A 24,868-nucleotide genomic window follows, 5' to 3' on the forward strand; every position below is an offset into this window, starting at 1 on the left:
TCCCTGTAGTTTCAGGTTTTAGTTTTCGTCGATGATCCGGTTGGTCAGCGTGCCGATCGCACCGACCGACACCTCCACCCTGTCGCCCGCGACCATGTAGAGCGGCGGCTTGCGCTTGTCCCCGACACCGCCGGGCGTGCCGGTGACGATCACGTCGCCGGGCGCCAGCGGCGTGAAGGCGCTGACGTATTCAATGACCGTGGGAATGTCCCAGATCATGTCCGACACCGGCTGATCCTGCACCAGCTGCCCGTTGAGGCGGGTCTGGACGCGGATGGCGGCAAGATCTTCCACTTCATCCGGGGTGACCAGCGCGGGGCCGAAACCGCCCGTGCCGGGGAACGTCTTGCCCGGCGTGAACTGGATGTTGTGCCGCTGCCAGTCGCGTGCCGAGCCGTCGTTGAACGGCGCATAGCCCGCGATGTAGGCGGCGGCATCAGCGCGGGCGACGCGCCATGCAGGCTTGCCGATCACCACCGCCAGTTCGCCTTCGTAGTCGAACCGTTCGGTGACGGCAGGCTTCACCAGCGGCTGCCCGTCCGCCACTAGGCTGTCGGCATAGCGTGTGAAGATCGCCGGATGCTCCTTCTGCTCGCGCCCGGTTTCCCTGACATGCTCGTCATAGTTGAGGCCAACGCACAGGATCTTGGCGGGATCGGGGATCACCGGCAGCAGCACCACGTCGGCCAGCGCGATCCGCGCGCCATCGGCAAGTGTGGACAGCGTACCCCGCGCGATCGCCTCCTTCAGGCTGTGCGGCCCCGTTGCAGCCGCCAGTTCCACGATGTCCTGCCCGTCAAGGCGACCGAAGCTGGAAGTGCCGTCCGGGCGGCGGAAACTCACGTAACGCATCAGGCTTTTCCTTCGTTGAACGCAAGCGGTGCCGGCTGCCAGTCACGGCGGAAGCGAAAGCGTTCCTCCGCCCGGCGCAGCCCCGCGAAATCCTTGTCCGAGATGCCCCACTGGTCGATCCGGTTTTCCGGCCAGATCCAGTCTTCCGGCGTACCGACCCGGTAATCCTCGGGCACTTTCTCGACGGCGGTGGAAAATTCGATGACCGGGCCGAACGGGGCGATGTAATAGGCGTAGACGTTGGCTCCGGGGCCGTGCCGACCCGGTCCCCACGCCGGGGCCAGCGCATGGTCGCGCAGGCGCCCGATACCGCGCATCACCGCGTCCAGATCCTCCATTTCAAAGGCGATATGGTTAAGCGAACTGATCCCGGCGCGGGCGAAGGCGGTGGTATGATGGCTGTCGTTGCAGCGCACGAAGACCATGCCCCTGGTCCGGTCGGAGACGCGGAACCCCAGCACGTCCTCCACCGCAAGGCCCGATGCTTCGGCATCGGCGGAATTGAAGACGACGTGCGTCAGCCTGACCGGAAGGTCGCGGCCCGCGATCGGCGCGGCATCTTGCGCATCGACAAGGAAGCGCAGCAGTTCGCCTTCGGGCAGTTCTACCAGCAGGCCCCTGCCGCCCCCCGGATCTTTGCTGATCGTGGCGCGCGCAGGCCAGCCCGCGGCCGCCACGCGCGCGGCGATGCCATCCAGCTCCGGCGCAGAGCACAGGAACGTGGTGGATCGCACGAACTCTTCGGCGGACTGCTCGAACGCGACGAGATAAGGGTAAGTGCCGGAGCCACGCAGATAATGGGTGGTGCCGATCACATCGGCAGGCGCCATGCCCCACACGTCGGTCATGAACGCGGCTGCCGCCGCCGGATCAGGCAGGGCCAGTTCGATGCTGCGCAGCTTCATGCCGCGATCTCCCTTGCAAGCCCGGCCGCCCGGATTCCTGCGAGCGCGCAGGCGGCGTCGCATTCGCCGGTGTCGCCGCTGATGCCCACTGCGCCGATCGCGATGCCCTGCCCGTCCCGGATCACCACGCCGCCCGGCGAAAAGGCGATGCGCCCGCCGACGGCCGCGCTGACGCTCTGGAAGAACACCGGGTTGCCGCGTGCGCGTTCGGCCAGCGTCGCCGTGTCCGCGTCCATTCCTACCGCGCCCTGTGCCTTGGCGCGGGCGATGTCGAAGCGGTAGAGGCTGGCGCCGTCCTCCCGTGCGAAGGCAATCGGGTGCGCGCCGGCGTCCAGCACGACGACGGCCAGCGGTTTCGCTGCGCAGGCGCGCGCTTCGGCCAGCGCCCCGGCGACGATCGCCTGCGCATGGGCGAGAGAAAGGGTCATGCGGCAAGTTCCTTATGGCTGAACAGCCCGGCGGCGCGGGCGGCAAGGAGATCCTCGGCGCTGTCCGTCCCGGTTCCGAAGACGTAGTGGTCGGGCCGCACGAGCACGGCGTCCACGCCATGCCCGTCCAGCCACATTGCGATCGCGCCGTTGTCCTCCAGCGCCGCCGCGACGATGCGGGTCACGCCGGGGGCGCAGCCCGGAACCGAGCTGTCGCGCACGAACAGGCGCCAGCCGTCGCCGGTCGCATCGTCCAGCTTGCTGCCGTCGGCCAGCACCGGCTGCACGAAGCGGTGCCCCGCGCCGGGCGTTCCGGCAAGGACCAGCCCGGTGGCGATGGCCGGGATCAGGTCGTGCGCTGTCTCGCCGGTACGGGCCGCCGCTTCGGCGCGGATGCGGGCATCGCGCGCGGCGGCCAGCGCGGGATCGAGTTCGCAGATATAGCGGCCGGCGTTGACCGCCGCACCGATCACCGCGCGGACATGGGGATCGCGCTCAGCCTGATAAGTGGACAGGATCGCCGGGTCCGCGCCGTGGTTCTTCACCGCGTCCATCTTCCAGGCAAGATTGGCGACATCGCGCAGGCCGTGGCACATGCCCTGCCCGAAGAACGGCGGCGTCTGGTGCGCGGCGTCGCCCGCCAGGAACACGTTGCCCACCTGCCAGCGATGCGCCACCAGCCCGTGGAAGCGATACGTCGCCGCGCGCACGATCCGGTGCGGCACATCGGCCATCCATGCCCCGACCAGTTCGGCCACCTTTTCAGGCGCTGACATCGCCTTGTCGTCCTCTCCGGGAAGCAGCATGAATTCCCAACGGCGATGGTCGCGGCGGCCCGGCACGACCGTGGCGGGGCGCGCGGGATCGCACATCATCACCGACAGCCGCTGCAGGTCCGCGTCTTCAGGCACGCCTGCAATCGGCGGAAAGCTGACCGGCCCGTGCACTTCGGCATCGACCACCAGCCACGGCTCCTCGAAATCGAGGTCGTCCAGCGTGACGCCCAGCGTCTTACGCACGGTGCTGCGCGCGCCGTCGCAGGCGATGACCCAGCGCGCGGTGGCGCAATGCGATCCTTCGGCGGTGTCATAGAACACGCGGACGTCCTCGCCATCCTGCTCCAGCCCGGTCACAGTGGCGCGGGGCGTGAACGTCACGCCGTCCAGCACCGCGAACCCCTCGCGCAAGTGCGCCTCCAGTTCCGGCTGGTAGAAGAAGTAGTCGTTCGCCCATCCGAACGGGCGCGGCTTGCCCACGGTGCCCATGTAGCGGATCACGCCATGATCGGCGCCGACATGCAGGTGCCCGTCGGTTGCGATCATGTCGCCGGCCACACGGTCGATCACGCCCGCAGACTGGAAGAGGCGCATCATCTCGTGATCCAGATGCACCGCGCGCGGCAGCGGATAGTGCTCCACCTCCCGTTCGAGGACGAGAACGCGCAGCCCTTTCAGGCCAAGAAGGTTCGCAGCCAGCGCGCCCACAGGGCCGCAGCCTACGACAACGACGTCGTACGACATGACTTGTCTACCCTGTTGAAACTCAGTGCGCGGCGGCGACCTGTACCGGGGCCTTGTGGAGTTTGCCGCCCTTCATGATCATCTTCAGGCGATCCTTGTCCTGCAGGATCGACACGTCCTGTGTCGGATCGCCATCAACCAGCAGCAGGTCGGCGAGCCAGCCTTCGCGCACCACTCCTGTCTCCAGCCCCATCAGTTCGCCCCCATACTGGGTGGCGGCGCGCAGCGCCTCTGCGGGGGTGTAGCCGAAATGGTCCACAAAGTGCTGGAGGTCGCGCGCGTTGCGGCCATGGGGATTGAACGGGAAGCCATAGTCGCCGCCGATCAGCACCCGCACGCCACGCGCCTTCAGCTGCGGGATCAGCTTCGCTTCCAGCTCCAGACGGACCCGTGCGCTCGCCTTCATGTGCGTCATGTCGACATGCGGCGGCGGACTGGCCTCGAGCGCGGCGACCGATACGCCCGGCCCCGGAGCGTAGAAGAACCTGTCCTTCTCCGCCGCCATGCGCTCAACCGTCGCTTCGTCAGCGAAGGAACAGTGGTAGAGGATGCGCGCGCCGGCATCCAGCGCCAGGCCGATCGCCTCGGGCGAATAGGTATGGCAGGCTATCCAGAGCCCCGCCGCGCGGGTTGCCTCGCCGGCTGCCATCATCTCTTCGCGGGTATAGAGCACGTCCATCGCACTGTTCGGTTTCAGCGCATCCTCGCCCGAAACGACCAGCTTGATCGACTGGACGCCTTCGTCCGCGCAATAGGCCACGAAGGCGCGCATCGCATCGGGACCGCGCCCGTTGAAGACGCCGCCGGTGTCGGTGCCGTCCTCTCCCTCGGGGCTGCGCTCCAGGGTGGAGGGCACCAGCCGGGGGCCGGGGGTTTCGCCCGATGCGATGGCGCGGGCCAGTTCGGGCTCGATCAGGTCGCCCAGCGCGCCGGCGGAATAGAGGCTGGTGAAGCCGTGATCCAGCAGCACCCGCGCATTGCGCCAGGCAGCCACTTTCAGCTCGTCATGCGGGAGGATGAACTGGTGATAGACCTTCTCCAGCGAGGAAGCCCAGGTCAGGTGCGTGTGCGCATCGACCATGCCGGGCATCAGCGTCAGCCCGCGCCCGTCGATCACGACGTCAGTGTCTTGAGCGGCCTCCTTGGCGAAAGGGGCATCGTCGCCGAATGCGATACGAGCGATCGTCTCGCCCTCCACCAGCACCGAGCCGGTCTGTGGCGACGATCCGGTGCCGTCGAATATGGATACCTGGCGGATCAGTGTCCGCATGGTCCGTCTCCCATGTCTATTCGTTACGGCATCTATGACGTAGCCCGGCCCTCAAGGATAATATTGGTTTTTAGGATCTCCATAGGCTGTCCCTATGGGCCAGCGCGTCCAGCAGACCCTGGCCCACCAGCGACATGCGCGCGCCCGCAAGGCGGCGCACGCCGATGCTGCGCGGGAACGTCGCCTCGCGGATGGTGATCGCGCGCAGGACGCCGATCGACAGCTCGGCGGAGGCGACCTTCATCGGCAGGATCGTGACGCGCGCGCCGCCGCGCACGATGGCCTTGGTGGTCAGCAGCGAATCGCAGCGGATGACGTCCTGCGGCGCGGCAATGTCGGACGCCACGAACAGCGCGTCGATCTGGCGACGGAAGGCGCCCTGCGCCTCGGGCAGCACCCAGCCCATGCCGGTGATGTCCCGCAGCGAAAGGCTGGCCGGCAGGTAATCGTTCTGCCGCCCCACGACCAGCGCGAAGGGGTCCTGCGAGAACGTCATCTCCTCAATGTCGTCCGGCACTTCGCCCAGCGCCGTAGTCACGAAGGCCAGTTCGATCTCGCCCGATCGCAGCATCTGCGTCAGGTCATGGTCGGGCCGCTCCACGACGCGCAGATCCAGCCGGCCGATGCGCGCGCCAAGCCGCTCCACCGCGTCGGGCAGCAGGCTGACCAGCGCGCCCGGCGTGCCGCCGATCCGCAGCGGACCCGCCACCCCGCTGCGCGTCAGGCGCAGTTCCTCGGCGGCATCGGACAGCAGCTGGTCCAGCGCCTGCGCCCGGCGGTGCAGCACCTCGCCTTCCTTGGTCAGCACGATTCCCTGATGCGTGCGGGCGAACAGGACCGCGCCCACGGCCTTTTCCAGCAGCGCGATCGCGCTCGACACCGAAGGCTGCGAGATATTCAGCAGCCTGGCGCCGCCACTGATCGAGTTGGCCCGGCATACCGCCAGGAACACCTTCATGCCGCGCGGATCGATCATGCCCGCACCTGCCGGTCTTCACGCCGGAAACTGCAATCCTTCACCCGGCCCACTCCCCGCGACGCCCGCTTCAAATCAGAAGATCCCTTCTGTTGAGGCGGGCGCCGCGTGGCAAGTGTGCGGTACGTTCAGACCCCGGCGGGCGAAGGCGGGCGGTCTTCCTTGGCAGTACCGAAGCGCGACGGCGATGCGCCCATCGTGAACTCCAGCTCGCCGCCCTGCGCCAGATCGCGGTGGGCAATCCAGTTACGCGTCCAGGGCCGCCCGTTCCAGCGCACCGACTGGACATAGGGGCGGTCGGGTGCGTTGCCGATCGCGGTGACGCGCAGGGTCTTGCCCGCACCCAGCTTCATCTCGGCGCGGTCGAACAGGGGGGAGCCGAGGACATATACGCCCGTCGTCGGATCGACCGGGTAGAAGCCCAGCGAGGACAGGATGAACCATGCGCTCATCTGGCCGCAGTCGTCGTTGCCGATGACGCCGTCCGGGTCGTCCTTGTACATCTCGGTGCACAGGCGGCGCACCATCGCCTGCGTCTTCCACGGCGCGCCGACATAGGCATAGAGGTAGGGCACATGGTGGCCCGGCTCATTGCCGTGGGCGTACTGGCCGACAAGCCCGGCAATGTCGGGCGGGGCGTTGTCCGGCAGGGTGGAGGGCGCGTTGAAGAACGAGTCCAGCTTCGCCTCGTAAGCGGCTTCGCCGCCGAAGTGCGCGATCAGGCCGTAAAGGTCATGCTGGACCAGGAACGTCGCCTGCCAGCCGTTCGCCTCGGTATAGTCGCGCCAGCGCGGCTGCGGCATGTGGCCCAGCGGCACCGGATCGTAATCCTTCCACCATGTACCGTCGGAAAACCGGGCACGGGCAAAGCCGATCTGCGGGTCGATCACGTTGCGCCAGTTGCCGCTGCGCTTGCGCAGCGCGGCGGCGTCTTCGTGCGCCCCCGCGATCTGGGCGATCACGGCGGAAGCATGGTCGTCATACGCGTATTCCTGGGTGCGGCTGACCGATTCCTTGACCTTGTCCGCCGGGATGTAGCCCAGCTTCATGTAGTGGTCGCGCCCCTTGGTGGCGAGCGTGTCGGGATAGGCGGCATCGAAGGAGCGGCGGCGGATGTTGGGCCAGGCGGCGGCATAGTCGGCCTCGATCCCCTTGGCATGGGCATCGGCAAGCACGACGACCGAATGCCAGCCGTTCATGCAGCCGGTCTCCACCCCCTGCAGCGGCCAGGTGGGTGGGCCGAACGGGCTTTCCTGCGTCTGGCGGATCAGATCCTTGACGAAGCGCTGCGCCATGTCCGGGCGGATCAGCGTCATCAATGGATGGAACCCGCGATAGGTGTCCCACAGCGAGTAGGCGCTGTACGTCCGTTCGCCCGCGGGCAGGGTGCGGACTTTCTGGTCGAGGCCGACATAACGCCCGTCACGGTCGCTGAACAGCGTCGGGCCCATCATGATGTGGTAGAGTGCGCTGGCCATGATGGTGCGCTGCGCCGGGGTGCCGCCACTGACGCGCACCGCGTCGCGCTGCTGCGCCCAGGTGCGGCGTGCCGCCGTGGCCACTCGGTCGAAGGCCCAGCCCGGCGCTTCTTCCAGCGCGGCGCGCGCGCCTGCAACGTCGACGGCGGAAATGCCGGTCTTGATCTCGATCGGGGCGGAACTCGCGTCGTCAAAGAACAGCGCGACTTTCAGGCGATGCCCGCTGACGCCCTTCGCGCCCTTTTCTGCTGGGGCATCGTCGTCTCCGAAGAACTGCACGCGGTCGGGCTTGCGCGATAGTTCCATGGCGAAGTGGATGCGCCGCCCCTCGGCCCAGCGGAACACCTGACGGCTGCCGGTGAGTACGCCGTCGTCACCCAGCGCCAGCGAGGCATCCTCGATGCGGATCTTCTCGTCGGCGGTTTCCTGCTTGCAGTGCGCGAAGTCGATCAGGATATGCGCATCGGTGCGCCCGTCCGTGCCCCTGGCGAAGGTATAGCGGTGCAGGCCGGTGCGCTCGGTCGCGGTCAGTTCGGCCAGCACGCCCGATTCAAGCTGGACGCGGTAGTAGCCCGGCTCCGCGTGTTCGTTCGTGTAAGTCTGGCGATAACCGGCAGCGGGATCCTGCGGTGTGCCGGGCACCAGCTTCAGCGTGTCGCGCGTGGGCACCACCAGCACGTCCAGCATGTCGCCGATGCCGGTGCCCGACAGGTGCGTGTGCGAAAAGCCCATGATCGAGCGGTCGGACTGGTGATAGCCCGAACAGGCGTCCCAGCCGTAGTTGTTGGTATCGGGCGAAAGCTGCACCATGCCGAACGGCAGCGTCGCGCCGGGGAAGGTGTGGCCGTGCCCGCCGGTGCCGACGAACAGGTCCGGCGCAGCGGCCTGCGGGGCAGCGGCCTTGCCGGCGGCGCGCGCGGCGGCGGGCAAGGCACCCATGCCCAGCGCGGCTAGGGTCGATCCGGCCAGCAGTCGGCGTCGGGTGGTTCGGGTCACGCGGTAATCTCCCTGATCGTTCTTAGTAATGTTCGGCCAGCAGCGCCGGGCGGCGTCGTTCCAGATCGAGGATCAGTTCCCCGAACAGACCGTTGGCCCATGCAAACCATGACCGAGAAAAGCGCGACGGATCGTCCTTGTTGAAGGATTCGTGCATGAAGCCGGTCCCGGCATGCGTTGACTTCAGCCAGCGCAGGCACTGGCGGATCTCATCGTCGTTCTCGGTGGTCATGGCGCGCACGATGATCGACATCGGCCAGATCATGCCGAGGCCCTTGTGCGGGCCGCCGATCCCTTCGGCAGCGCTGCCCCGGAAGAAATACGGGTTGCGCTCGCTCCACGCCAGCGCGCGGGTGCGCTGGTAGATCGGATCGGCCACGTTGCACACGCCCAGCAGCGGCAGCGCCGAGAGGCTGGGCACGTTCGCGTCGTCCATGAAGAAGGCATTGCCGAACCCGTCGGTTTCGAACGCCCAGACCTTGCCTCCATGGCCGTCGTCCATCAGGCCGTAGGCCTGCAGGGCGGCGTCCACTTCGTCCGCCAGCGCGGTGCAGTCCGCCGCCGCGGCAGCATCGCCGCGCGCTTCGGTGTGGATCGTGGCCAGCATGCGCAGCGCCGACACCGCGAAGAGGTTCGACGGGATCAGGAACGGCAGCGTGCAGGCATCGTCCGACGGGCGGAACATCGAATGGATCAGCCCCACCTTGCGCGTGGGCGCGCCAACGCCCTTGAGCATCAGCGTTTCCGTGGCGTGGCGGTTGACCCGCTCGAAACGATAGGGGCCGTCGCCGGTCTTGCGCTGCTGTTCGCGCATCGTGGCTACCACGCGCTGCATCGCGCGCAGCCATTCCTCGTCCTGGAACGGCGTCCTGTCCGCCGTCGCCTGCCAGTAGGCATGGGCCATGCGCAGCGGATAGCACAGCGAATCCAGCTCCCACTTGCGCTCCGCGACACCGGGCTTCATCTCGGTCATGTCGTCGATGGCGCCAAGGTTGGAGCGGGCGGCGGTGTCGTGCATGAAGGCGTTGGCGTAGGAATCGATCAGAATGCAGCGTGCCTGCCGCCGGATCGCGCCGCGAAACAGCTGGCGCAGTGCTTCATCTCTGGGCGCGAGGTGGACGTAGGTCTGCAACTGTGCCGAACTGTCGCGCAGCCACATCGCGTCGATGTCGCCGGTGATGACGAACGTGTCCGCCTTGCCGTCCAGCGTGCCGGTGCGAACGGTCGTGTCGAGCGTATTGGGGTAGCAGTTCTCGAACAGCCAGGCGATCTCGGGGTCGGCGATGCGGCGGGTGACGCGGGCGATCTCCCGCTCCACGGCGACGCTGGTGAAGGCGCGCTTGCCTACGACAGGCCGCAGGCTTGCCGGGGCCTTGCCGGACGCTGCCGCGAACGCCGCAGGCGCGCTCGCCAGCGCTGCAACCGCAAAGCCGCCTGCCAGCAGGCCACGCCGCGACACAGAGAGGCGCGCGGGGCCAACCTCCTTCATACCGCAACCATCCTTCGGATTTCCCACCCGGCTTCTCTCCTGCTACGCCGCTTTCGGGCTGATCGTGCACTTGTAACGCTATGACACTGCACAGGCATGAACAAGGCAATAAATTAAATTATTTTTTGTTATGATGCTGCGCATGCACCGTGCCACACTAAGGACCGGCAGCACACTTCCGCGCTGCCTTCTGGATAGCAGGCCTGGCCGGCGCGAGGGCACTGCCCTGAAGGGCTGCCCACACCCGGCAAAACTGCTATCCCTGTGTCGAAAGGTGAACGATGACAGTCGACGTAATTCCCGAAAAGCGCAGCCACCGGCTGTCGGTCACCTTGTCCGGCACCAACCTGGCGCGCGCGGGGGATTACAACCAGCGCGTCGTTCTGCAGGCCATACGCACCATCGGCGAAGCGACGCGCGCCGAACTGTGCCGCACCACCGGGTTGACCGCGCCGACCATCGCCAACATCACCCGCCGCCTGATCGACGCCGGACTGGTCAAGGAGATCGGCCGCCTTCAGGGTGCGCGGGGGCAACCGGCGATCCAGCTGACGATCGAACCGCTGGGATGCGTTGCCATCGGCCTCAACATCGACCGTGACCACGTCACCATGGTCGCCATCGACCTGGCAGGGCAGGTGCGCGCACGCGCCACGCGCGAAACCGAATATGCCTCTCCCGACGAAGTGGTCGCGTTCGTTTCCGGCGCGCTAGACGACCTGCTGCGCGATGCGAGCGTCGGCCGCGAGCGGGTTCTGGGCGTAGGGGTGGCGCTACCGGACGATCTGGGCGCCATCGCCCTGCCGGGCCGGCCGCAACCGTTTGAAAAGTGGGCCGGGCTGTCCGTTACCGACCTTCTGGCGCCAGCGCTGCCCTGGCCAGTGCTCGTGGACAACGACGCCGCCGCCGCCGCCGTCGGTGAAGCGCAGTCCGGCACCGGACTGACCCTGCCCAGCTTCTTCTACATCTTCATCAGTTCGGGCCTGGGCGGCGGCCTGATGATCGACCGGCACTATGTGGAAGGGGCCAATCGGCGCAGCGCCGAACTGGGGCTTCTGCCCGATCACACCAGTGGTACGCCCGGCGCGCTGGTGCAGGACGTCGTCTCGCTTTCCGCGCTGCGGCACTATCTGGCGACGGCGGGGCTGACAGTGGAGCGCCTGTCCGAACTCGACATTGCCGACGCGCAGGTCCGCCCGGTGCTCGACCGGTGGCTGGACGATGCAACCCGCACGCTGCTGCCGCCGCTGGTGAACATCAACTACCTGATCGACCCGCACGCGATCATCGTCGGCGGACGGCTGCCCGATGCGCTGGTCGACATGCTGATCGCGCGCCTTGGCGAACGGCTGGCGGCGATGCGGCTCCCCGCGACAAGCGCAGGCAGCGCAGGAGCACCGATTCTGCGCGCCGCCATGGCGGAGGACGCCGCCGCCATCGGCGCCGCGATCCTGCCGTTTCTGGATCAACTGCTGCCGTCCGACGCCACCTTGATGCAGGCAGGACGCGGCTAGGCCCTCCCTGGTACCCTCTAACGGATGCTGCGTTGCAAAATTGCCGCGCTTTTTTTCGCAACGCCGCGTCCGAATCATTGCTGTTGAATGAAAGCAAAGTGCCGCCTATCGGCGCTCGCATTCCATAAAATGGCTACCTCAGGGGGTAAACTTGGTTTCTTCTCGCCTGCGCCGGCTGACGGCGGTTTCGGTATTCGCGGTTGCAGCGTCCTTCGGCGCGCCGGCCCATGCGCAGTCCACGGCACCCGCCGCTGACGAAGGCGCGGACGGCAGCATCGTCGTCACCGCCACCCGCCGTGCGGAACGCGCGCTGGACGTGCCCGTCGCGGTGTCGGCACTTGCCGGGGAGAAGCTGGACGTTCTGAATTCCAGCGGCCAGGACATCCGCTTCCTGTCGGCACGCGTGCCCAGCCTGCAGATCGAATCCTCGTTCGGTCGTACCTTCCCGCGCTTCTACGTGCGCGGCCTTGGTAACACGGACTTCAGCGCAGACGCCGCGCAGCCCGTTTCGGTGGTCTACGACAACGTCGCGCTAGAAAGCCCGATGCTCAAGGCGTTCCCGGCGTTCGACCTTGAAAACGTCGAAGTGCTGAAAGGTCCGCAGGGCACACTGTTCGGCCGCAACACCCCTGCAGGCGTGGTCAAGCTGACCTCCAAGCGCCCGACCGAGGAACTGGACGGCCACGTCAGCGCTTCGTGGGCCACCTACAACACCGTCAACCTCGAAGCCGCCGTCGGCGCCCCGCTGACAGACAAGCTGCGCTTCCGCGTCGCCGGTCTCGTTCAGCGCCGTGACGACTGGGTGAAGAACGACTACGCCCAGACCATCAACGAAAAGAAGTTCGAGGGTTACCAGGACTACGCCGGCCGCTTCCAACTGGAGTATGAAGATGGCCCGCTCGACATCCTCTTCAATGCGCATGCCCGTTCGCTGAAGGGCACCGCGCGCCTGTTCCGCGCCAACGCCATCAAGCCGGGCACGAATGACCTGGTCGATGGCTTCGACATCGAGCGTACCGCCCAGAACGGGTCCAACCCGCAGACGCTGGAAAGCTGGGGCGCCAATATCCAGGCCAGCTACGAGTTCGACGGCCTCGGATCGCTCTACTCGATCACGGCATGGGAACGCGCCAGCGTCTTCTCACGCGGGGACATCGACGGCGGCTACCCCGGCATCGTGCCTTTCCAGGTCCAGACCGGCGGCACCACCACGCCCAAGGAATTTTCGCAGGAACTGCGATTCGCCTCGAAGAAGTTCGGCAACGTGAGCTTCCAGGCCGGCGGGTACTTCTTCAACCAGAACCTGGAGAGCGCCAGCGGTTCGTGGTCGAACACCAATGCCTACACGCCCAGCAGCGCCTCGCACCTCGACAACGAGACTTACGCGGCGTTCGGCTCAGTGGAATATACCCCGGTCGATTCGCTCATCCTGCGCGGCGGCGTGCGCTGGTCGCATGACAAGCGCTATGCGATTCTCGTCAACGGCGACGACGTGAACGACACCGCCGCCGGTTTCTCGACCGGTTCGACCAGCGGCTCGAAGTGGTCGTGGGATGCGAGTGCGACTTACAAGGTCTCGCCTTTCGCCAGCTTCTATGCCCGCGTGGCCTCCGGCTATCTGGGCGCGGCGCTGAAGAACGACACCATCGCCGGCGTCGCCACCACGGCCCGTCCGCAGACGACGATCTCCTACGAGGCGGGCTTCAAGACCGAGCAGCCGGGCCTGTTCAACTTCTCGATCGACGGCTACTACTTCGACACGAAGAATATCCAGCTTACCGCGGTCGGTGGCGGTTCCAACGTCACCCAGCTGATGAACGCCCGCAAGGCGATCGGCTATGGCGTCGAGACCGAACTGTCGGCAACCCCGGTCGAGAACCTGGTGGTGACGCTGGGCGGCAGCTACAACTTCACCGAGCTGAAGGACAAGAGCCTGTTCGTCGCGCCCTGCGGCGGTGGCTGCACGGTCACCGATCCGCTGGTGACCGTGGGCGGCACCACGCTGGCCTCGATCGACGGCAACCGCCTGCCGCAGGCACCCCGCTGGATCGGCAGCGCGACCCTGCGCTACGCCGTGCCGCTGGGCAACGACAACGAGGTCTTCGCCTACACCGACTGGTCGTATCGTTCGAAGATCAACCTGTTCCTGTATGACTCGATCGAGTTCACCGGGAAGTCCTATCTCGAAGGCGGTGCGCGCGTGGGCTACCGCGACAACAGCCGCGGTTACGAAGTTGCGGCGTTCGCCCGCAACATCACCAACCAGGTCCGCATCGTCGGCGCGATCGACTTCAACAACCTGACCGCGATGATGAACGAACCGCGCATCATCGGCGGCGAAGTCCGCTTCGACTTCTGACCCATGCGAAGGGGCGCCGGTCTGGAACCGGCGCCCCTTCCAGCATAGACGACCAAGGAAATCCAATGCCCTCCGTGAATGCCGTTATCCGTGCCGTCGCTTCGCTGCTGACGGCGGCGGCGGTGCTGCTCGCCCTGCCGGCCCAGGCCGAGCCAGTGACCAGGCCTGCCCCGCAGAAGATCATCATCGACGACGAGGGCTTTTCCCTCATGCACGTGATGCTGCTGAATTCACCGCAGGTCGACGTGGTGGGCGTCACCAGTGTCACCGGCAACTGGTGGGCGCCGCGTGGGGCCGCGATGCAGCTGCGCGGACTGGAGATCATGGGCCGCACGGACGTGCCGGTCGCGCAGGGCGCGATCAATCCGCTGCTCAACACCGAAAAGGCGACCGAGCGCTGGGAAGCTCTGTATGGCAAGCTGACCTGGAAAGGCGTATGGATGAAGCAGTGGGCCGAGCCCACCCAGCAGTCGACGCCACCCTACTACGGCCCCGACGACCTCACCAACCTGCCCTGGGGCGCACCGACCACCAAGGCGTCTGCCCAGATGGCGGCCGTCTTCATGATCGAGATGGTGCGCAAATATCCCGGCCAGATCATCATCGTCGCAGGTGGGCCGATGACCAACCTCGCGCTGGCGCAGCGGCTGGACCCGGAATTCGCGAAGCTGGCCAGGGGGCTCATCTACATGGGCGGCAGCTTCAACCCGCATCGCGTGCTGGACGATCGCTCCGCCGTGGAATTCGCCCGCGAGTTCGCGAATTCGCCGCGCCGCGAATTCAACATCCGGCTCGACCCCGAAGCAGCGAGCATCGTCAGCCGCGCGCCGTGGAAACAGATCACCGTTATTCCGGTCGATCCCTCCACCTCCACCCAGCTGAGCCGCAAGCTTCTGGGCCGCGCCGCAAAGGCAGCCGGGCCGCAGCTGGGCAAGCACATCTCCAGTTTCGAGGCGGGCTTCCCGCTGTGGGATGAGATCGTCGCCGCAGTGCTGCTCGACCCCTCGGTGGTAACGTCAGCCGAAGACCTCTACGTCGATTACGACACCCAGTTCGGCGCCACTTACGGCGACACCCTCAGCTGGCGCGAACACTATCAGCCGGGGCTGGGCGAGCAGAAGGCGCACGTGGTGCTCTCCATCGATCCGCGCAAGCTGGACGATGTGATCGTGCGCGCCGTCACCGCGCGTTAAACGGCGCAAAACGGACGACCCGGCGGGTGCCTTGCAGGAGCACCCGTCAATTCGTCATATAGATTCCCGTGCTTCAGCCCGCAGCGTCGGCAGTGCCAATAGCGTCGCTCAGCTCCGAGTGCCGCATCAGGCTTTCCATCATGTGCTGCCGCGCCGCCTCTCTCGCCCCGGCGATGTCCATGCGCACTATCGCAGAGAGTACCGCCTCGTGTTCGCCGTGGACCTTGCAGGCGTAGTCGGCGTGGGCGAGTTCGGGCTGGTCGCGCAGGTAGAGGCTGCGCGGCGGCACCAGCCGGACGCCGAGAAAGTCTATGAAACGCACGAAGTAGTCGTTCTTGGTCGCCCGCGCGACGGCCATGTGGAACTGCGTGTCCGCCAGCGCAGAGGCGGCGGAGTCGTCGCTGGCGTCGCGCATTCGCTTGAGGGCGAGGCGCATGGCGACGACGTCGTCCTGATCGCGCCGGGCCGCTGCCAGGCCTGCCATCTCGGTTTCTATGGCCAGCCGCATCTCCAGCAGCTTGATGATGTCCGACAGTTCGGTCAATTCCTCGCGCGTGACCTGGAAGGCGCGATAGCGCGCGCCTTCGGAGACGTAGACGCCGGACCCCTGCCGCGACACGGCATAGCCCTGTGCCTCCAGCCGGGCCACCGCTTCGCGCACGACTGTGCGGCTGACATCCTCACTGTCGGCGATATCCTTCTGCGACGGCAGCTTGGAGCCGGGCAGGATGGCGCCGGACATGATGTCGGCCTTCAGTTTGCCGTAAAGCTCATCAGCAAGGGAGGCGGCTTTTGCCATGGGTGGTCTTTCACGAACGCAGGTGCTGCCATAACATGGGTGAGGAAACGGTCAGGCGCAATTGCACCGCCTTGTCATATCAATCTTATCCTCAGTCCGCCCGCGCGTCGCTGTCGGACGTGAAGGTACCCAGCGGAGCGCCACCTGCGTTGTAGAGGTAGTCGCTCACGAATGCCGCCCAACCATAGCGCACATAGCGGGGCGAGGGTACGTCGGGCGACCGGGCCAGCACCGTCGTTCTGCCGTCCACCTGCTCGATCCGGGCGGTGGCCGCGACGAAGCGGCGATCCTCACCGGCAACCTCGAAGGCGCCCACACCGTCACCGGACGCGCGCAGCCCGCGCGCATTGTCGAACCACGCGCGGATTGCGGGGCCTTCGGTCGAAGCCTGCAGGAACACGGGGGACAGCCCTTCCCCGGCGTTCTTCGCGCCCGGTCGCATCGACTGCGCGATCGATGCCAGCCGCCGCCCGATGGTGAACTTTTCAGGCGGATGGATATTGTCCGGAGCACCAAGGTCCAGCGTCACCGCCATCCCGGTATTCACCAGTTCCTGCGTGCGCCGCTGTGCATCGCGCACCGTCCCCCAGGCGTCGTTGCCCCGACCGAAACTGGAAAGCTGCACATAAAGAAACGGCAGCGCGCCCTGCCCCCATTGCTTGCGCCAGTCCTGGATCAGCGCCGGAAAGACCCGCGAATAGTAAGGCGGCCGCAACTCGTTGGCGTCCGTCTCCCCCTGATACCAGAGCCATCCCGAAATCGTATAGCCCGCATAAGGCGCGATCATCGCGTTGTAGAGCGAGGCCGGGATGTAGGAATAGGCGTGATCGCGGATCGCGGGCGTGTTTGCGGGCACCTCGGGGTTCACCGCACGATTCTCCCGCGCGCGGTCCACCAGCGCCTGTTGCCGTGCAACGACGCCCGCATCGACGGCGACGGAGGACAATCCGGCCCATCCGATCCCCTCGGCGCTGATCCATGCATGTGCGGGTGTGCCGCCCCAGGTCGCCTCTATCAGGCCGACCGGCACGCTGTTCTCCTCCACCAGCCGCTGCCCGAAACTGTAGGCGACCGCGGAAAAGTCTCGCGCGGACTGCGGCGAAGTGACGGCCCAGCGATCCTGCGTGTCCCACATCGGCGCCATGCCTACCCGCCGGGTCTGCAGCAACAGCCGCAACTTGGGGTTGCTGGCCGAGGCGATCGCCTGCTCCCCGCCGTTCACCGGGCTGGCGCTCTTGGGAAAGCCTTCCAGCGGCATTTCCATATTGGACTGGCCGGACGCGAACCACACGTCGCCAACGAGGATGTCGGTGCGCTCCACCCGCTCGCCCGTGGCGGGGCTTTCCACCGTCAGCGTGAAGGGACCGCCCGCCTTCTCCGGCTGCAGGTGCGTCTCCCAGTAGCCGATGGAATTGGCCGTTGCCTGCGCCATTTGGCCCCGGAACATCACGCGGATCGCTTCGCCGGGGCGGGCCGCGCCCCAAACGCGGATCGGCTTGCCCCGTTGCAGCACGGCATGGTCGGAGAACACGCCCGGTAGCACGATCTTTGCCTGAGCAGCCGCGCCGACGAGGGCGGAAAGAGTGGCGAGCATCAGCATAAGGAAGCGCATGTGCGTAGTGCCTTTCCGGTCAAGAGCACGGGTCATCGGCACACCGCCCATTTGTCGCATTGGATGCTGTCCGCGCCGGGCAGACTGCGCAGATAATCGTGCGTCCACGTCCGACCGCCGACCACCACGTCGTCCAGCACCAGCGGATCGACATCGACGGTGACGGAGGGCCGGGTTTCCGTGCCGACCCTGATGTTCGCCAGCCGCAGGTCGCGCACCGGGGCACGGGGCAGGCCGCGCACGATCAGCACCCGCTCGGTCGATCCCACCGTGCAGTCCTGCGCCGATACGCGCGCTACGTGGGGCGTGAAGCCGCCGCTGTCGCCTTCTTCGTACAGCATCCAGATCTGGATGAAGGCCTTGTCCACCGCCCCCGCACGGATCCGGCGCAAGTGGATGTCCTCCATCGTCCCGCCGCGATAGCTGTTGGACTTGATGATGAGCACCCGCGTCAGGTTCGGGCTGTCCATTCGGCAATCATGGACGAAGACGTTGCGCACCCCGCCCGTCAACTCGCTGCCGATGGCGACCCCGGCATGGCCGTCCTTCATCAGGCAGTTGCGGATGACCACGTTTTCGCACGGCCTGTTCAGCCGCCGACCGTCTGCGTTGCGCGCGGACTTGATGGCGATGCAATCGTCGCCGGTGTCGAACGTGCAGTTCTCTATGAGGACGCCGTTGCATGATTCCGGGTCGATGCCGTCGTTGTTCGGACCGTGGCTGGAACAGGTGACGCCCCGGATCGTCACGTCAGCGCAGTCCACCGGATGAACCTGCCAGAAGGGTGATGCCTCCACGGTCAGCCCTTCCATCAGCACGCGATTGCAGCGGTAGGGCTGGAAGAAGGCGGGGCGCAGGCGGCTGCCCTGCCCAAACACGCGCTGGGCCACGGGTACACCGCGCTCCGCCATGTCGAACAGGCGCGCGCGATCGGTAGCCTGACGTTCCTTTTCAGGGATATCACGATAACGATCGGCCCACGGGCCTTTCCAGGGCCACCACGTGCGATCGTCGGCCGAACCATCGATCACACCGCCGCCGGTCAGGGCCACGTCCTCTTCCTCGAAGGCGTAGATAAGGGGATGATAGCCCATCAGCTCCACCCCTTCCCACCGGGTGTGGACCGGCGGCAGATAGCGCGCCGGATCGGTGACGAATTTTAGCCGGGCGTCCTTGGGCACATGCAGTTCCATGGCGGAGCGCAGGCGGATTGGGCCGCTGAGCGTGACCCCGGCAGGCAGCACGATCCGCCCGCCGCCCGCCTTGTGGCAGGCGTCGATGGCGCGGGCGATCGCTGCGCTGTCGTCAGTGCGGCCATCCGCGACCCCCCCAAAGGACTTTACCGCGAAGGTCCGGCGCGGGATGCGGGGCGGCTTGATGCCCTCGGCGATGGCACGGGCCTTGCGGTCGAAATCGTCCCCTGCCGCCGCGAGCGCCGGGCGGGCCGATGCGACGGCGGCCAGCGCGAGGGCTCCGGTCATGACGCTGCGGCGGGACGGGTCGGTGATCATGCGCTTGCCCTTCATCAAAAAGAGAACGTGAGGCGGCCCGAATAGGCGCCCTCGGCAGTCGCGGGTTCGCCCGCAGGCCCGGTGAGCTCGGCGGCCTGCCCTTTGGCCCCCATAGCCGGAATGGCGGCCATGAACCCGAAGTCCGCCGTCGGGAACGCCACCGTGGTGGTGGGAAAGTCGGCCAACCGTGCGCCCAGTTGCAGGAAGCGGGCGCCTTCGCTGGCGACGGTCAGCGGCCCGGCGGCGGTCGTCAGCCTGACCCAGCGCGGGTCCGCGAAGTAGCCCGCGACGGCAGTATCAGGCAGTGCGCCATCGCCCTTCGCAGCAATGTCATAGACGCCCGGCTCGGTGCCGCGCAGGCGGTTCTGCCATACCGGCGATGGTCCGCGTACCAGCGCCCGCGCCGAGGCTATCCCAAGGTCGCGCCCGGAAAAGCCGATGCCATGGTACAGGTAAGGGCCTGATAGCGTGTAACGATAATCCAGCGTTAGCCGCCCGTCTTCGCGCAAGGTCCAGCGGGCACTTTCCAGCCCTGCGGCATTGCGGCTTTCCACCCACGCGACGGGACGGCCGGTTTCGGGATCGCGGCCACTGCCGGTTGTCACCGTCACGGCTCCCAAAGCGGGCGAAGCATAGCGTTCTGGCGATCCGGCTACCCTGACCGAGCGCACCTGCGGCGTGGCGCGCACGCCCTTCAGCCCGCTGATGCGAAGCGCCCGGATCATGCGCGGGGTAAAGGCATAGTCCTGCCCGTCCTTGGATGTACGCGCGCCTTCGTAGACCCGCTCCCACCGCTGACCGTCGGCAGAGACGTCCAGCGCAAAGCCGCCCCAGCCGTCCTCTATCGCCGTGCCCAGATCGACCGACGCGACGTCCGCGAAGACCGGCGTGGCCAGTTCGTAGATGCCGCCCTCGCGGGCAGCGGCGGCGATCCATGCCGAATCGGCCTTGCCCTTGGGCCGGGCCAGCACCAGCCGGGGACCGGCATCGAAGGTTTCTGCGCGGGCACCATGGCGCAATTGCGTCAGCAAGCCGGTTGCCGGGTCGAAAGAGGCGCTGACGGTCCCCACCTTCAACCGGATGGCCTGCACATCAGCCTCCACCTTCGGCTGGCCCAGCGTGCGGGAGGTCGGCAGCGCCACAGGGCGCTGCGTGGGCCAGACCCAGGTCCACAGCGTCTCCGCCCCCCGCCGCGCCGTCAGGCGCAGCGCATCGGCGTCGGCCCTGTCGGGCGCAAGGGGAAGGCTGATCTTGCCTTCCCCTTGCGGTGCGACAGGCGGACCAGACAGTTCACCGGCGGCCAGTATCGTGGCGGCGGTGGTACGCGCGTCCGGCCGGGGAAATTTCACCCACTCCCAGCGGAACTTCACCGCATCGAGCGTGGTGAAATCATGGAGGTTGCGGATCGCCAGCGATCCGTCGAAGCGATCGTCGAGACGGGGCGCAGCGATCTGCACAGGGGACCAGACGTCCTTCACCGTCCACCAGCTCGGCTCCTTTTCGCCGTGGGGTCCGATGATGCCGTCCGGCGCATAGGCGGCGTAAGTATCGATGCGCCCGCCCTGATCCGTCCGCGCGATCCCCTCGTCCGCATAGTTCCACAGGAAGCCGCCCGCCCCCCGCGGCGACTGGGTGATTGCCTTCCAGTAATCGTCGAGGCCCGATCCGCCGCCGCCGTCATACAGGCCGTGCAGAAACTCGGTGGGCATCACCAGCGCCTTTCCGGCAAGGCGGCGCTGCAGGTCGGGGTAGCGCGGGTAGTGCTTGGTATCGATCCCGCCGAACTCTTCCCACGGATGCAGCACGCGGCGCTGCTGCGGATCGTAGAGCGCGAAATCGCCGTCCAGTTCGCGGTTCCACCCGCCCTCGTTGCCGTTGGTCCAGAACAGGATGCTGGGATGATTGACGTCGCGTTCCACCAGTTCGCGAACCAGCTTGCGGCCCACGTCGGTATCGTGGGCATGCTGCCAGCCGCTCAGTTCATCGATGACGTAAAGGCCGATCTCGTCCGCCGCCTCCAGAAACGCTTCCTCGGGCGAATAGTGCGACATGCGCACCGCGTTCATGTTCAGCGCGCGAATGTCGCGCACATCCTTGTAGGCCTGCGCGCGCGAAATGGCGCGCCCGGTTTCGGGCGTGAAGCTGTGCCGGTTCACGCCCTTCAGAAAGATGCGCCGGCCATTAAGGAACAGGCCCTGTCCGTCGCGCACCTCGAACGTGCGGAAACCGAAGCGGCGGGTCACCTTGTGGACCGGCCTGTCCCCCTCCAGCAGCATGACGTCGAGGGTATAGAGGCTGGGCGTCTCGGCAGACCACAGCGCCGGATCGACGACCTGCCCCTGAAGCCGCACCCGACCTTCCCCGCCCGCCGGGAGTACACCGGCGAAGGGTGCCCCCACGGACCTGCCTGCTCCGTCGCGCACTTGCGCCACCACCTGCGTCACCGTGCGCGGCGCGGCGAGCGCCACGTCGGCAACGATCGCTCCACTGGCGCGCGCATCGATGGATACCTGCGCGATCGACTGCGCGGGCGCCGCTTCCAGCCACACGGGGCGATAAATGCCGCCGAAAACCCAGTAATCGCCGCGCCGCTCGGCCACGTCGGTGTCGGTCGCGGCAGAGGCTTCGCTCACCTCCACTTCGACGGTGTTCGGCTCGCCCGGCTTGACCAGCGCAGTCACGTCGTAGCTGAAGCGGTTGAACCCGCCTTGGTGCAGCGGCCCCGCCTGAGTGCCGTTCACCTTGACCAGAGCATCGGTCATCACCGCGTCGAACACGATGCGGATCGTGCGGCCCTTCCATGCGGCGGGGACGGTGAAGCTGCGCCGGTAGCTGCCATGGTCGGCGGCGCGCGGCCCCTTGTCATACCCGTACTGGTAGTGGCCGAAGCCCTGCTGCTGCCAGTTGGATGGGACCGAAATCCTGGCGTTTTCACCCGCCTTTTGGCCACCGTCGATGTGAAAGTCCCACGGGACGGCATCATCAGGCCCGGTGCCGGAAAGCATCAGCTTTTCGGTCTGTGGCACAAGTGCCGGGTCGGCTGCCAGGGTGAGCGAGGAGAAAGCGCCGATGCCGACGACCCATGCCATCGTCCGCGCTGCAGACCAGAGCGTGGGCAGCATGCGCCATGCCTTGACGATCATGACCCCCTTGATGCCCATCGGCTCAATCACCCTCCTGCGCATATTGTGTCTTTGTGTTTCACATTGTGCCAGCGCTGGCAATAGCAAGCAAAAGGCAATCGTCGATGCATGACCACCCATTCAGTCCGATCAGCGGCACGGTCCGCGGACAAGCCTGACGGGCTGCAAAAGTCCCGATGAGCGCGGCGCGATGCGGTGGACGTCCTGATCGGTAAACCGATCTCCGAACTGGCGGACCAGCGCGCTGCGATCGGGTTGCGGCCTGCCGCTCAAACTGTTCAGGGCAGAGTTCGGCACGGAAATCTCCAGCCTGTTTTCACCCGGGCGAAGCGCCGCGGCGATGTCCAAGCGATAGGGCGGCGCCCATACCGTGCCCACCTGCGTGCCGTTGACCCGCACCACTGCAGCTTCGCGCAGCGGCGGTTCCAGTTGCGCAACGGGACGCGCCTCGGTCACGGTCGCGTCAGCCGGAACCTGCGGGCGAGCAGTCCCGAAATCGAGCATCCAGCAACCGCGCGCCTGCGGTACTTCAAAGTGTGCGGTGTAGACGGCGGTCCCGGACACCCGACGCAGCGCGGCGCCTTCGCTCCACGACACAAACCGGTCCAGCTTGCGGGCTGCCTGCCCCGGCGCGGCGATGGTCCAGCCGTGCAAGGGCAGTTCGCGCGGGGCGGACACTTCGAGAGCCGCAGCGTCTCCGCCCGCCTCCCCGAACACGAGGAAGCGGGATTCATATGGCGCCAGATCGAGATCGAACGTGCCCTGCCCCGCAGCCCATCGCTTTCCTTCGACCGGATCCCACCACTGCGCTGCGTCCGGCCCGTCGCCGGGCCTTACCTTGGTGCGCAGCGGCGTGTTCCCGGTGTTGGCGAAGAAGTAGATGTGCCCCTGCTGTGTCCGGCGGTGCACGAAGCCGAGCGCCGGATGGGCACCCTCCACCGTCACGTCCGGCGGCGCGGCGGCATGCAGTGCCGCGGGCAGCGCGGCCACGTCCGGAACCACGCGCAAAGCATCCGTGCGCTGCAACCGCGCCGCAGCGGCACGCAGACGCGTCACGGCTTCGCTGTCCTGCAGGCCGCCCGAATGGTCTGGAAGTGCACCGATCGCGATCACCTTTCCGCCTTGCCCGGCCCAGCGCTCCAGCGCCTCCATGGCGGCAGCATCCATGCGCTCCATGTGCGGCAGGACCAGCACCTTGTAAGGCAGGGGCCGCGACGACAGCGCGCCTGCGTCCACGTAATCGAAACCATACCCTGCATCCAGCACTGCCGGGGTCAGGGCGTCCGGCAGGTGTCGATGCAGCGCTTCGTTGATGGACGTTTCCCTTGGCGTCATCGCTGCCATCGCGTCCTCGACAGGCAGGTAGATCGCCACCCCGTTCGCCGCCTGCCCCTGCCGCAGCATCCACGACACGCGTGACAGATAAGCGGTGACCGCGGGCATCGCCGCATACCACGGGTTGTGATCGTTCAGTGCCGCCGCTGCATAGAACGCCCAGCCGGGTTCGGGCACGCCAGGCGGGCTGTACGGCCAGCCATGGCCGACCAACTGGTTCACGCCCTGCAGAAAATGCCGGTCGGCCTCCACCTTCATGTCGAGCGGCGTGGCCGCCCAGGCCGGGGAATGCAGCCAGGTCCAGACTTCCGAGGAGGCCACCGGCTTGCCGTAAAGATGCGCGCCCGAAGTGGCCCAGCGAGTGGACGTGAACTCGCGCCAGTTGGCACCTTCCCCTTCCGGCACCGCGACAAGGCGGTTGCTGGACAGCGTCGGCGGCGGGAAACCATAGACCTGCGCGCGGAAACGGGTGCCCCGCGCCCTGGCCCAAGCATCGATCGGCGCCAGATACCGCTCCTCCACCAGCTCGGACAGCGTGTGGGCCCAGTCGTAGCGCACCGCGCCGCTGTCGGGCAGGTCGAGGAACAACGCGGGCAGATGCGCCAGCAGGTCGTAGCCACGCCGGCGGCGGAACTGCTCCGGCAGGTCAGGCGTCCAGCTGGCGCCATAGGCTTCGAGGCTGTCGGAGAATACCGCATCGGGCGGGGGCGTCCCCGCGAAAGCCTGCATCAGCCGATCGCCAACGGTGGCGAGATGGCTCTGTACCGCCGTCTGGCTGGCATGGTCGATGACGTTGCCTTCGGCGCCGAAAGCCGCGCGCTTGACCTGCTGGCCGGTATGTCCGGCGATGAAGAACAGCGCTTCATCGGCGCCGCGCAACCATTGGGCAGGCACCACGCTGGCATCTGCAGCAGGCGTTATGCTGCGCAGCATGGACTTGCCCGATGCAGCCGCCGCCAGCAGGGTCTCCCCCGGTTTCAGCGTGGGGATCGACACGGGGTCGCCCCGCACTACTGGTACGCGTTCCATGCGGACCAGCCCGGACGCCTGCTGCAGCGGAATGTGCGGACCGCCGAATGGCCAGCCGCTGCCCAACGTCACCTCCACCCGCAGCCCCTGCTCACGCCCTGTCCTTGCGGCGTGGCGCAGATGCGAAATGAAGCCTTCCGACAAGTACCGCTCATTGGCCGCAATGCCCGGCGTGCCGTCCACCGCAAGGGGGTAGACCGGCTGTACCTCGAACCCGCCGAACCCGCCCGCGCGCATTTGCGCGATCTCCCGATCAAGCTCTGCGTCGGTGACGGAGGGGCCGAACCACCACCAGCGGACCAGCGGTCGTGCTTGCGCTGGAGGCTGGCGGAACTGCTGCCACAAGGCTGCGTCATCGGCCCGGGCACCCCCGTGCGGCACGGCCAGCAGGCACGCCGCCAGGGTTGCCAGACCGCAGGGCCCACGACGGGAGAGTCGCCGTGGGCCCTGGCCGGGCGC

At 66.9% G+C, this 24,868-nt stretch carries 16 protein-coding genes; 3 read left to right on the forward strand and 13 right to left on the reverse strand.

What is annotated here, in order from left to right; all coding sequences use genetic code 11:
• Positions 1-18: 18 nt before the first annotated feature.
• The 8 genes from GGR40_RS13490 to GGR40_RS13525 all read right to left on the reverse strand — a co-directional run bounded on the left by GGR40_RS13490 (position 19) and on the right by GGR40_RS13525 (position 9,914).
• On the reverse strand, positions 19-852 hold the full coding sequence (locus GGR40_RS13490) for a fumarylacetoacetate hydrolase family protein (protein WP_429276757.1): 834 nt from the start codon (positions 850-852) through the stop codon (positions 19-21).
• On the reverse strand, positions 852-1,757 hold the full coding sequence (locus tag GGR40_RS13495) for a VOC family protein (protein ID WP_429276758.1): 906 nt from the start codon (positions 1,755-1,757) through the stop codon (positions 852-854). Before GGR40_RS13495 ends, GGR40_RS13490 begins: the two co-directional genes overlap by 1 nt.
• On the reverse strand, positions 1,754-2,185 hold the full coding sequence (locus GGR40_RS13500) for a GlcG/HbpS family heme-binding protein (protein WP_429276759.1): 432 nt from the start codon (positions 2,183-2,185) through the stop codon (positions 1,754-1,756). Before GGR40_RS13500 ends, GGR40_RS13495 begins: the two co-directional genes overlap by 4 nt.
• Positions 2,182-3,705: a bifunctional 3-(3-hydroxy-phenyl)propionate/3-hydroxycinnamic acid hydroxylase gene (locus tag GGR40_RS13505; RefSeq protein WP_429276760.1), complete on the reverse strand. Its 1,524-nt coding sequence runs from the start codon at positions 3,703-3,705 to the stop codon at positions 2,182-2,184. The genes GGR40_RS13500 and GGR40_RS13505 overlap by 4 nt, the downstream gene beginning before the upstream one ends.
• Before the next feature lie 22 nt (positions 3,706-3,727).
• Positions 3,728-4,975, reverse strand: coding sequence for an amidohydrolase family protein (locus tag GGR40_RS13510; RefSeq protein ID WP_429276761.1), 1,248 nt, complete (start codon positions 4,973-4,975; stop codon positions 3,728-3,730).
• 70 nt (positions 4,976-5,045) lie between these two features.
• Entirely contained in the window at positions 5,046-5,951 is a 906-nt protein-coding gene (locus GGR40_RS13515) for a LysR family transcriptional regulator (protein ID WP_429276762.1), read from the reverse strand.
• Positions 5,952-6,079: 128 nt separating this feature from the next.
• Complete coding sequence (locus tag GGR40_RS13520; RefSeq protein ID WP_429276812.1) at positions 6,080-8,368, reverse strand: GH92 family glycosyl hydrolase; 2,289 nt, start codon at positions 8,366-8,368, stop codon at positions 6,080-6,082.
• A gap of 79 nt (positions 8,369-8,447) precedes the next feature.
• Positions 8,448-9,914 (reverse strand): glycoside hydrolase family 125 protein, encoded by a 1,467-nt coding sequence (locus tag GGR40_RS13525; protein ID WP_429276763.1) that lies wholly within the window; start codon positions 9,912-9,914, stop codon positions 8,448-8,450.
• Positions 9,915-10,195: 281 nt separating this feature from the next.
• Between GGR40_RS13525 and GGR40_RS13530 the strand changes: the two genes are divergently transcribed.
• The 3 genes from GGR40_RS13530 to GGR40_RS13540 all read left to right on the forward strand — a co-directional run bounded on the left by GGR40_RS13530 (position 10,196) and on the right by GGR40_RS13540 (position 14,980).
• Positions 10,196-11,428 (forward strand): ROK family transcriptional regulator, encoded by a 1,233-nt coding sequence (locus GGR40_RS13530; RefSeq protein ID WP_429276764.1) that lies wholly within the window; start codon positions 10,196-10,198, stop codon positions 11,426-11,428.
• A gap of 151 nt (positions 11,429-11,579) precedes the next feature.
• Positions 11,580-13,787 carry a TonB-dependent receptor gene (locus GGR40_RS13535; protein ID WP_429276765.1) on the forward strand — a complete coding sequence of 736 codons (2,208 nt, stop codon included), beginning with the start codon at positions 11,580-11,582 and terminating at the stop codon, positions 13,785-13,787.
• A 65-nt stretch (positions 13,788-13,852) separates the two neighbouring features.
• On the forward strand, positions 13,853-14,980 hold the full coding sequence (locus tag GGR40_RS13540) for a nucleoside hydrolase (protein ID WP_429276766.1): 1,128 nt from the start codon (positions 13,853-13,855) through the stop codon (positions 14,978-14,980).
• A gap of 73 nt (positions 14,981-15,053) precedes the next feature.
• On the opposite strand, the gene GGR40_RS13545 is transcribed toward GGR40_RS13540, so the two are convergent.
• The 5 genes from GGR40_RS13545 to GGR40_RS13565 all read right to left on the reverse strand — a co-directional run bounded on the left by GGR40_RS13545 (position 15,054) and on the right by GGR40_RS13565 (position 24,754).
• Positions 15,054-15,779 (reverse strand): FadR/GntR family transcriptional regulator, encoded by a 726-nt coding sequence (locus GGR40_RS13545; protein ID WP_429276767.1) that lies wholly within the window; start codon positions 15,777-15,779, stop codon positions 15,054-15,056.
• Between the two features lie 91 nt (positions 15,780-15,870).
• A complete protein-coding gene (locus tag GGR40_RS13550; RefSeq protein WP_429276768.1) occupies positions 15,871-17,391 on the reverse strand; it encodes a sialate O-acetylesterase in 1,521 nt (506 codons plus the stop codon).
• 32 nt (positions 17,392-17,423) lie between these two features.
• A complete protein-coding gene (locus GGR40_RS13555) occupies positions 17,424-18,902 on the reverse strand; it encodes a glycoside hydrolase family 28 protein (protein ID WP_429276769.1) in 1,479 nt (492 codons plus the stop codon).
• Between the two features lie 14 nt (positions 18,903-18,916).
• Complete coding sequence (locus GGR40_RS13560) at positions 18,917-22,063, reverse strand: glycoside hydrolase family 2 TIM barrel-domain containing protein (protein WP_429276770.1); 3,147 nt, start codon at positions 22,061-22,063, stop codon at positions 18,917-18,919.
• Positions 22,064-22,174: 111 nt separating this feature from the next.
• Positions 22,175-24,754, reverse strand: coding sequence for a glycosyl hydrolase (locus GGR40_RS13565; protein ID WP_429276771.1), 2,580 nt, complete (start codon positions 24,752-24,754; stop codon positions 22,175-22,177).
• Positions 24,755-24,868 lie beyond the last annotated feature (114 nt).

Origin of the sequence: Novosphingobium gossypii, from assembly GCF_050433305.1 — a bacterium.
In the GTDB taxonomy this organism is placed as follows: Bacteria; Pseudomonadota; Alphaproteobacteria; order Sphingomonadales; family Sphingomonadaceae; genus Novosphingobium; species Novosphingobium gossypii.

What these genes read in the sequence shown, in the direction of transcription:
- GGR40_RS13545 (WP_429276767.1), bottom strand. Translation starts at nt 15,779, where the DNA reads ATGGCAAAAGCCGCCTCCCTTGCTGATGAGCTTTACGGCAAACTGAAG.
- GGR40_RS13560 (WP_429276770.1), bottom strand. Translation starts at nt 22,063, where the DNA reads ATGGGCATCAAGGGGGTCATGATCGTCAAGGCATGGCGCATGCTGCCC.
- GGR40_RS13495 (WP_429276758.1), bottom strand. Translation starts at nt 1,757, where the DNA reads ATGAAGCTGCGCAGCATCGAACTGGCCCTGCCTGATCCGGCGGCGGCA.
- GGR40_RS13530 (WP_429276764.1), top strand. Translation starts at nt 10,196, where the DNA reads ATGACAGTCGACGTAATTCCCGAAAAGCGCAGCCACCGGCTGTCGGTC.
- GGR40_RS13550 (WP_429276768.1), bottom strand. Translation starts at nt 17,391, where the DNA reads ATGCGCTTCCTTATGCTGATGCTCGCCACTCTTTCCGCCCTCGTCGGC.
- GGR40_RS13490 (WP_429276757.1), bottom strand. Translation starts at nt 852, where the DNA reads ATGCGTTACGTGAGTTTCCGCCGCCCGGACGGCACTTCCAGCTTCGGT.
- GGR40_RS13515 (WP_429276762.1), bottom strand. Translation starts at nt 5,951, where the DNA reads ATGATCGATCCGCGCGGCATGAAGGTGTTCCTGGCGGTATGCCGGGCC.
- GGR40_RS13520 (WP_429276812.1), bottom strand. Translation starts at nt 8,368, where the DNA reads ATGGGTGCCTTGCCCGCCGCCGCGCGCGCCGCCGGCAAGGCCGCTGCC.
- GGR40_RS13505 (WP_429276760.1), bottom strand. Translation starts at nt 3,705, where the DNA reads ATGTCGTACGACGTCGTTGTCGTAGGCTGCGGCCCTGTGGGCGCGCTG.
- GGR40_RS13540 (WP_429276766.1), top strand. Translation starts at nt 13,853, where the DNA reads ATGCCCTCCGTGAATGCCGTTATCCGTGCCGTCGCTTCGCTGCTGACG.
- GGR40_RS13555 (WP_429276769.1), bottom strand. Translation starts at nt 18,902, where the DNA reads ATGATCACCGACCCGTCCCGCCGCAGCGTCATGACCGGAGCCCTCGCG.
- GGR40_RS13500 (WP_429276759.1), bottom strand. Translation starts at nt 2,185, where the DNA reads ATGACCCTTTCTCTCGCCCATGCGCAGGCGATCGTCGCCGGGGCGCTG.
- GGR40_RS13525 (WP_429276763.1), bottom strand. Translation starts at nt 9,914, where the DNA reads ATGAAGGAGGTTGGCCCCGCGCGCCTCTCTGTGTCGCGGCGTGGCCTG.
- GGR40_RS13510 (WP_429276761.1), bottom strand. Translation starts at nt 4,975, where the DNA reads ATGCGGACACTGATCCGCCAGGTATCCATATTCGACGGCACCGGATCG.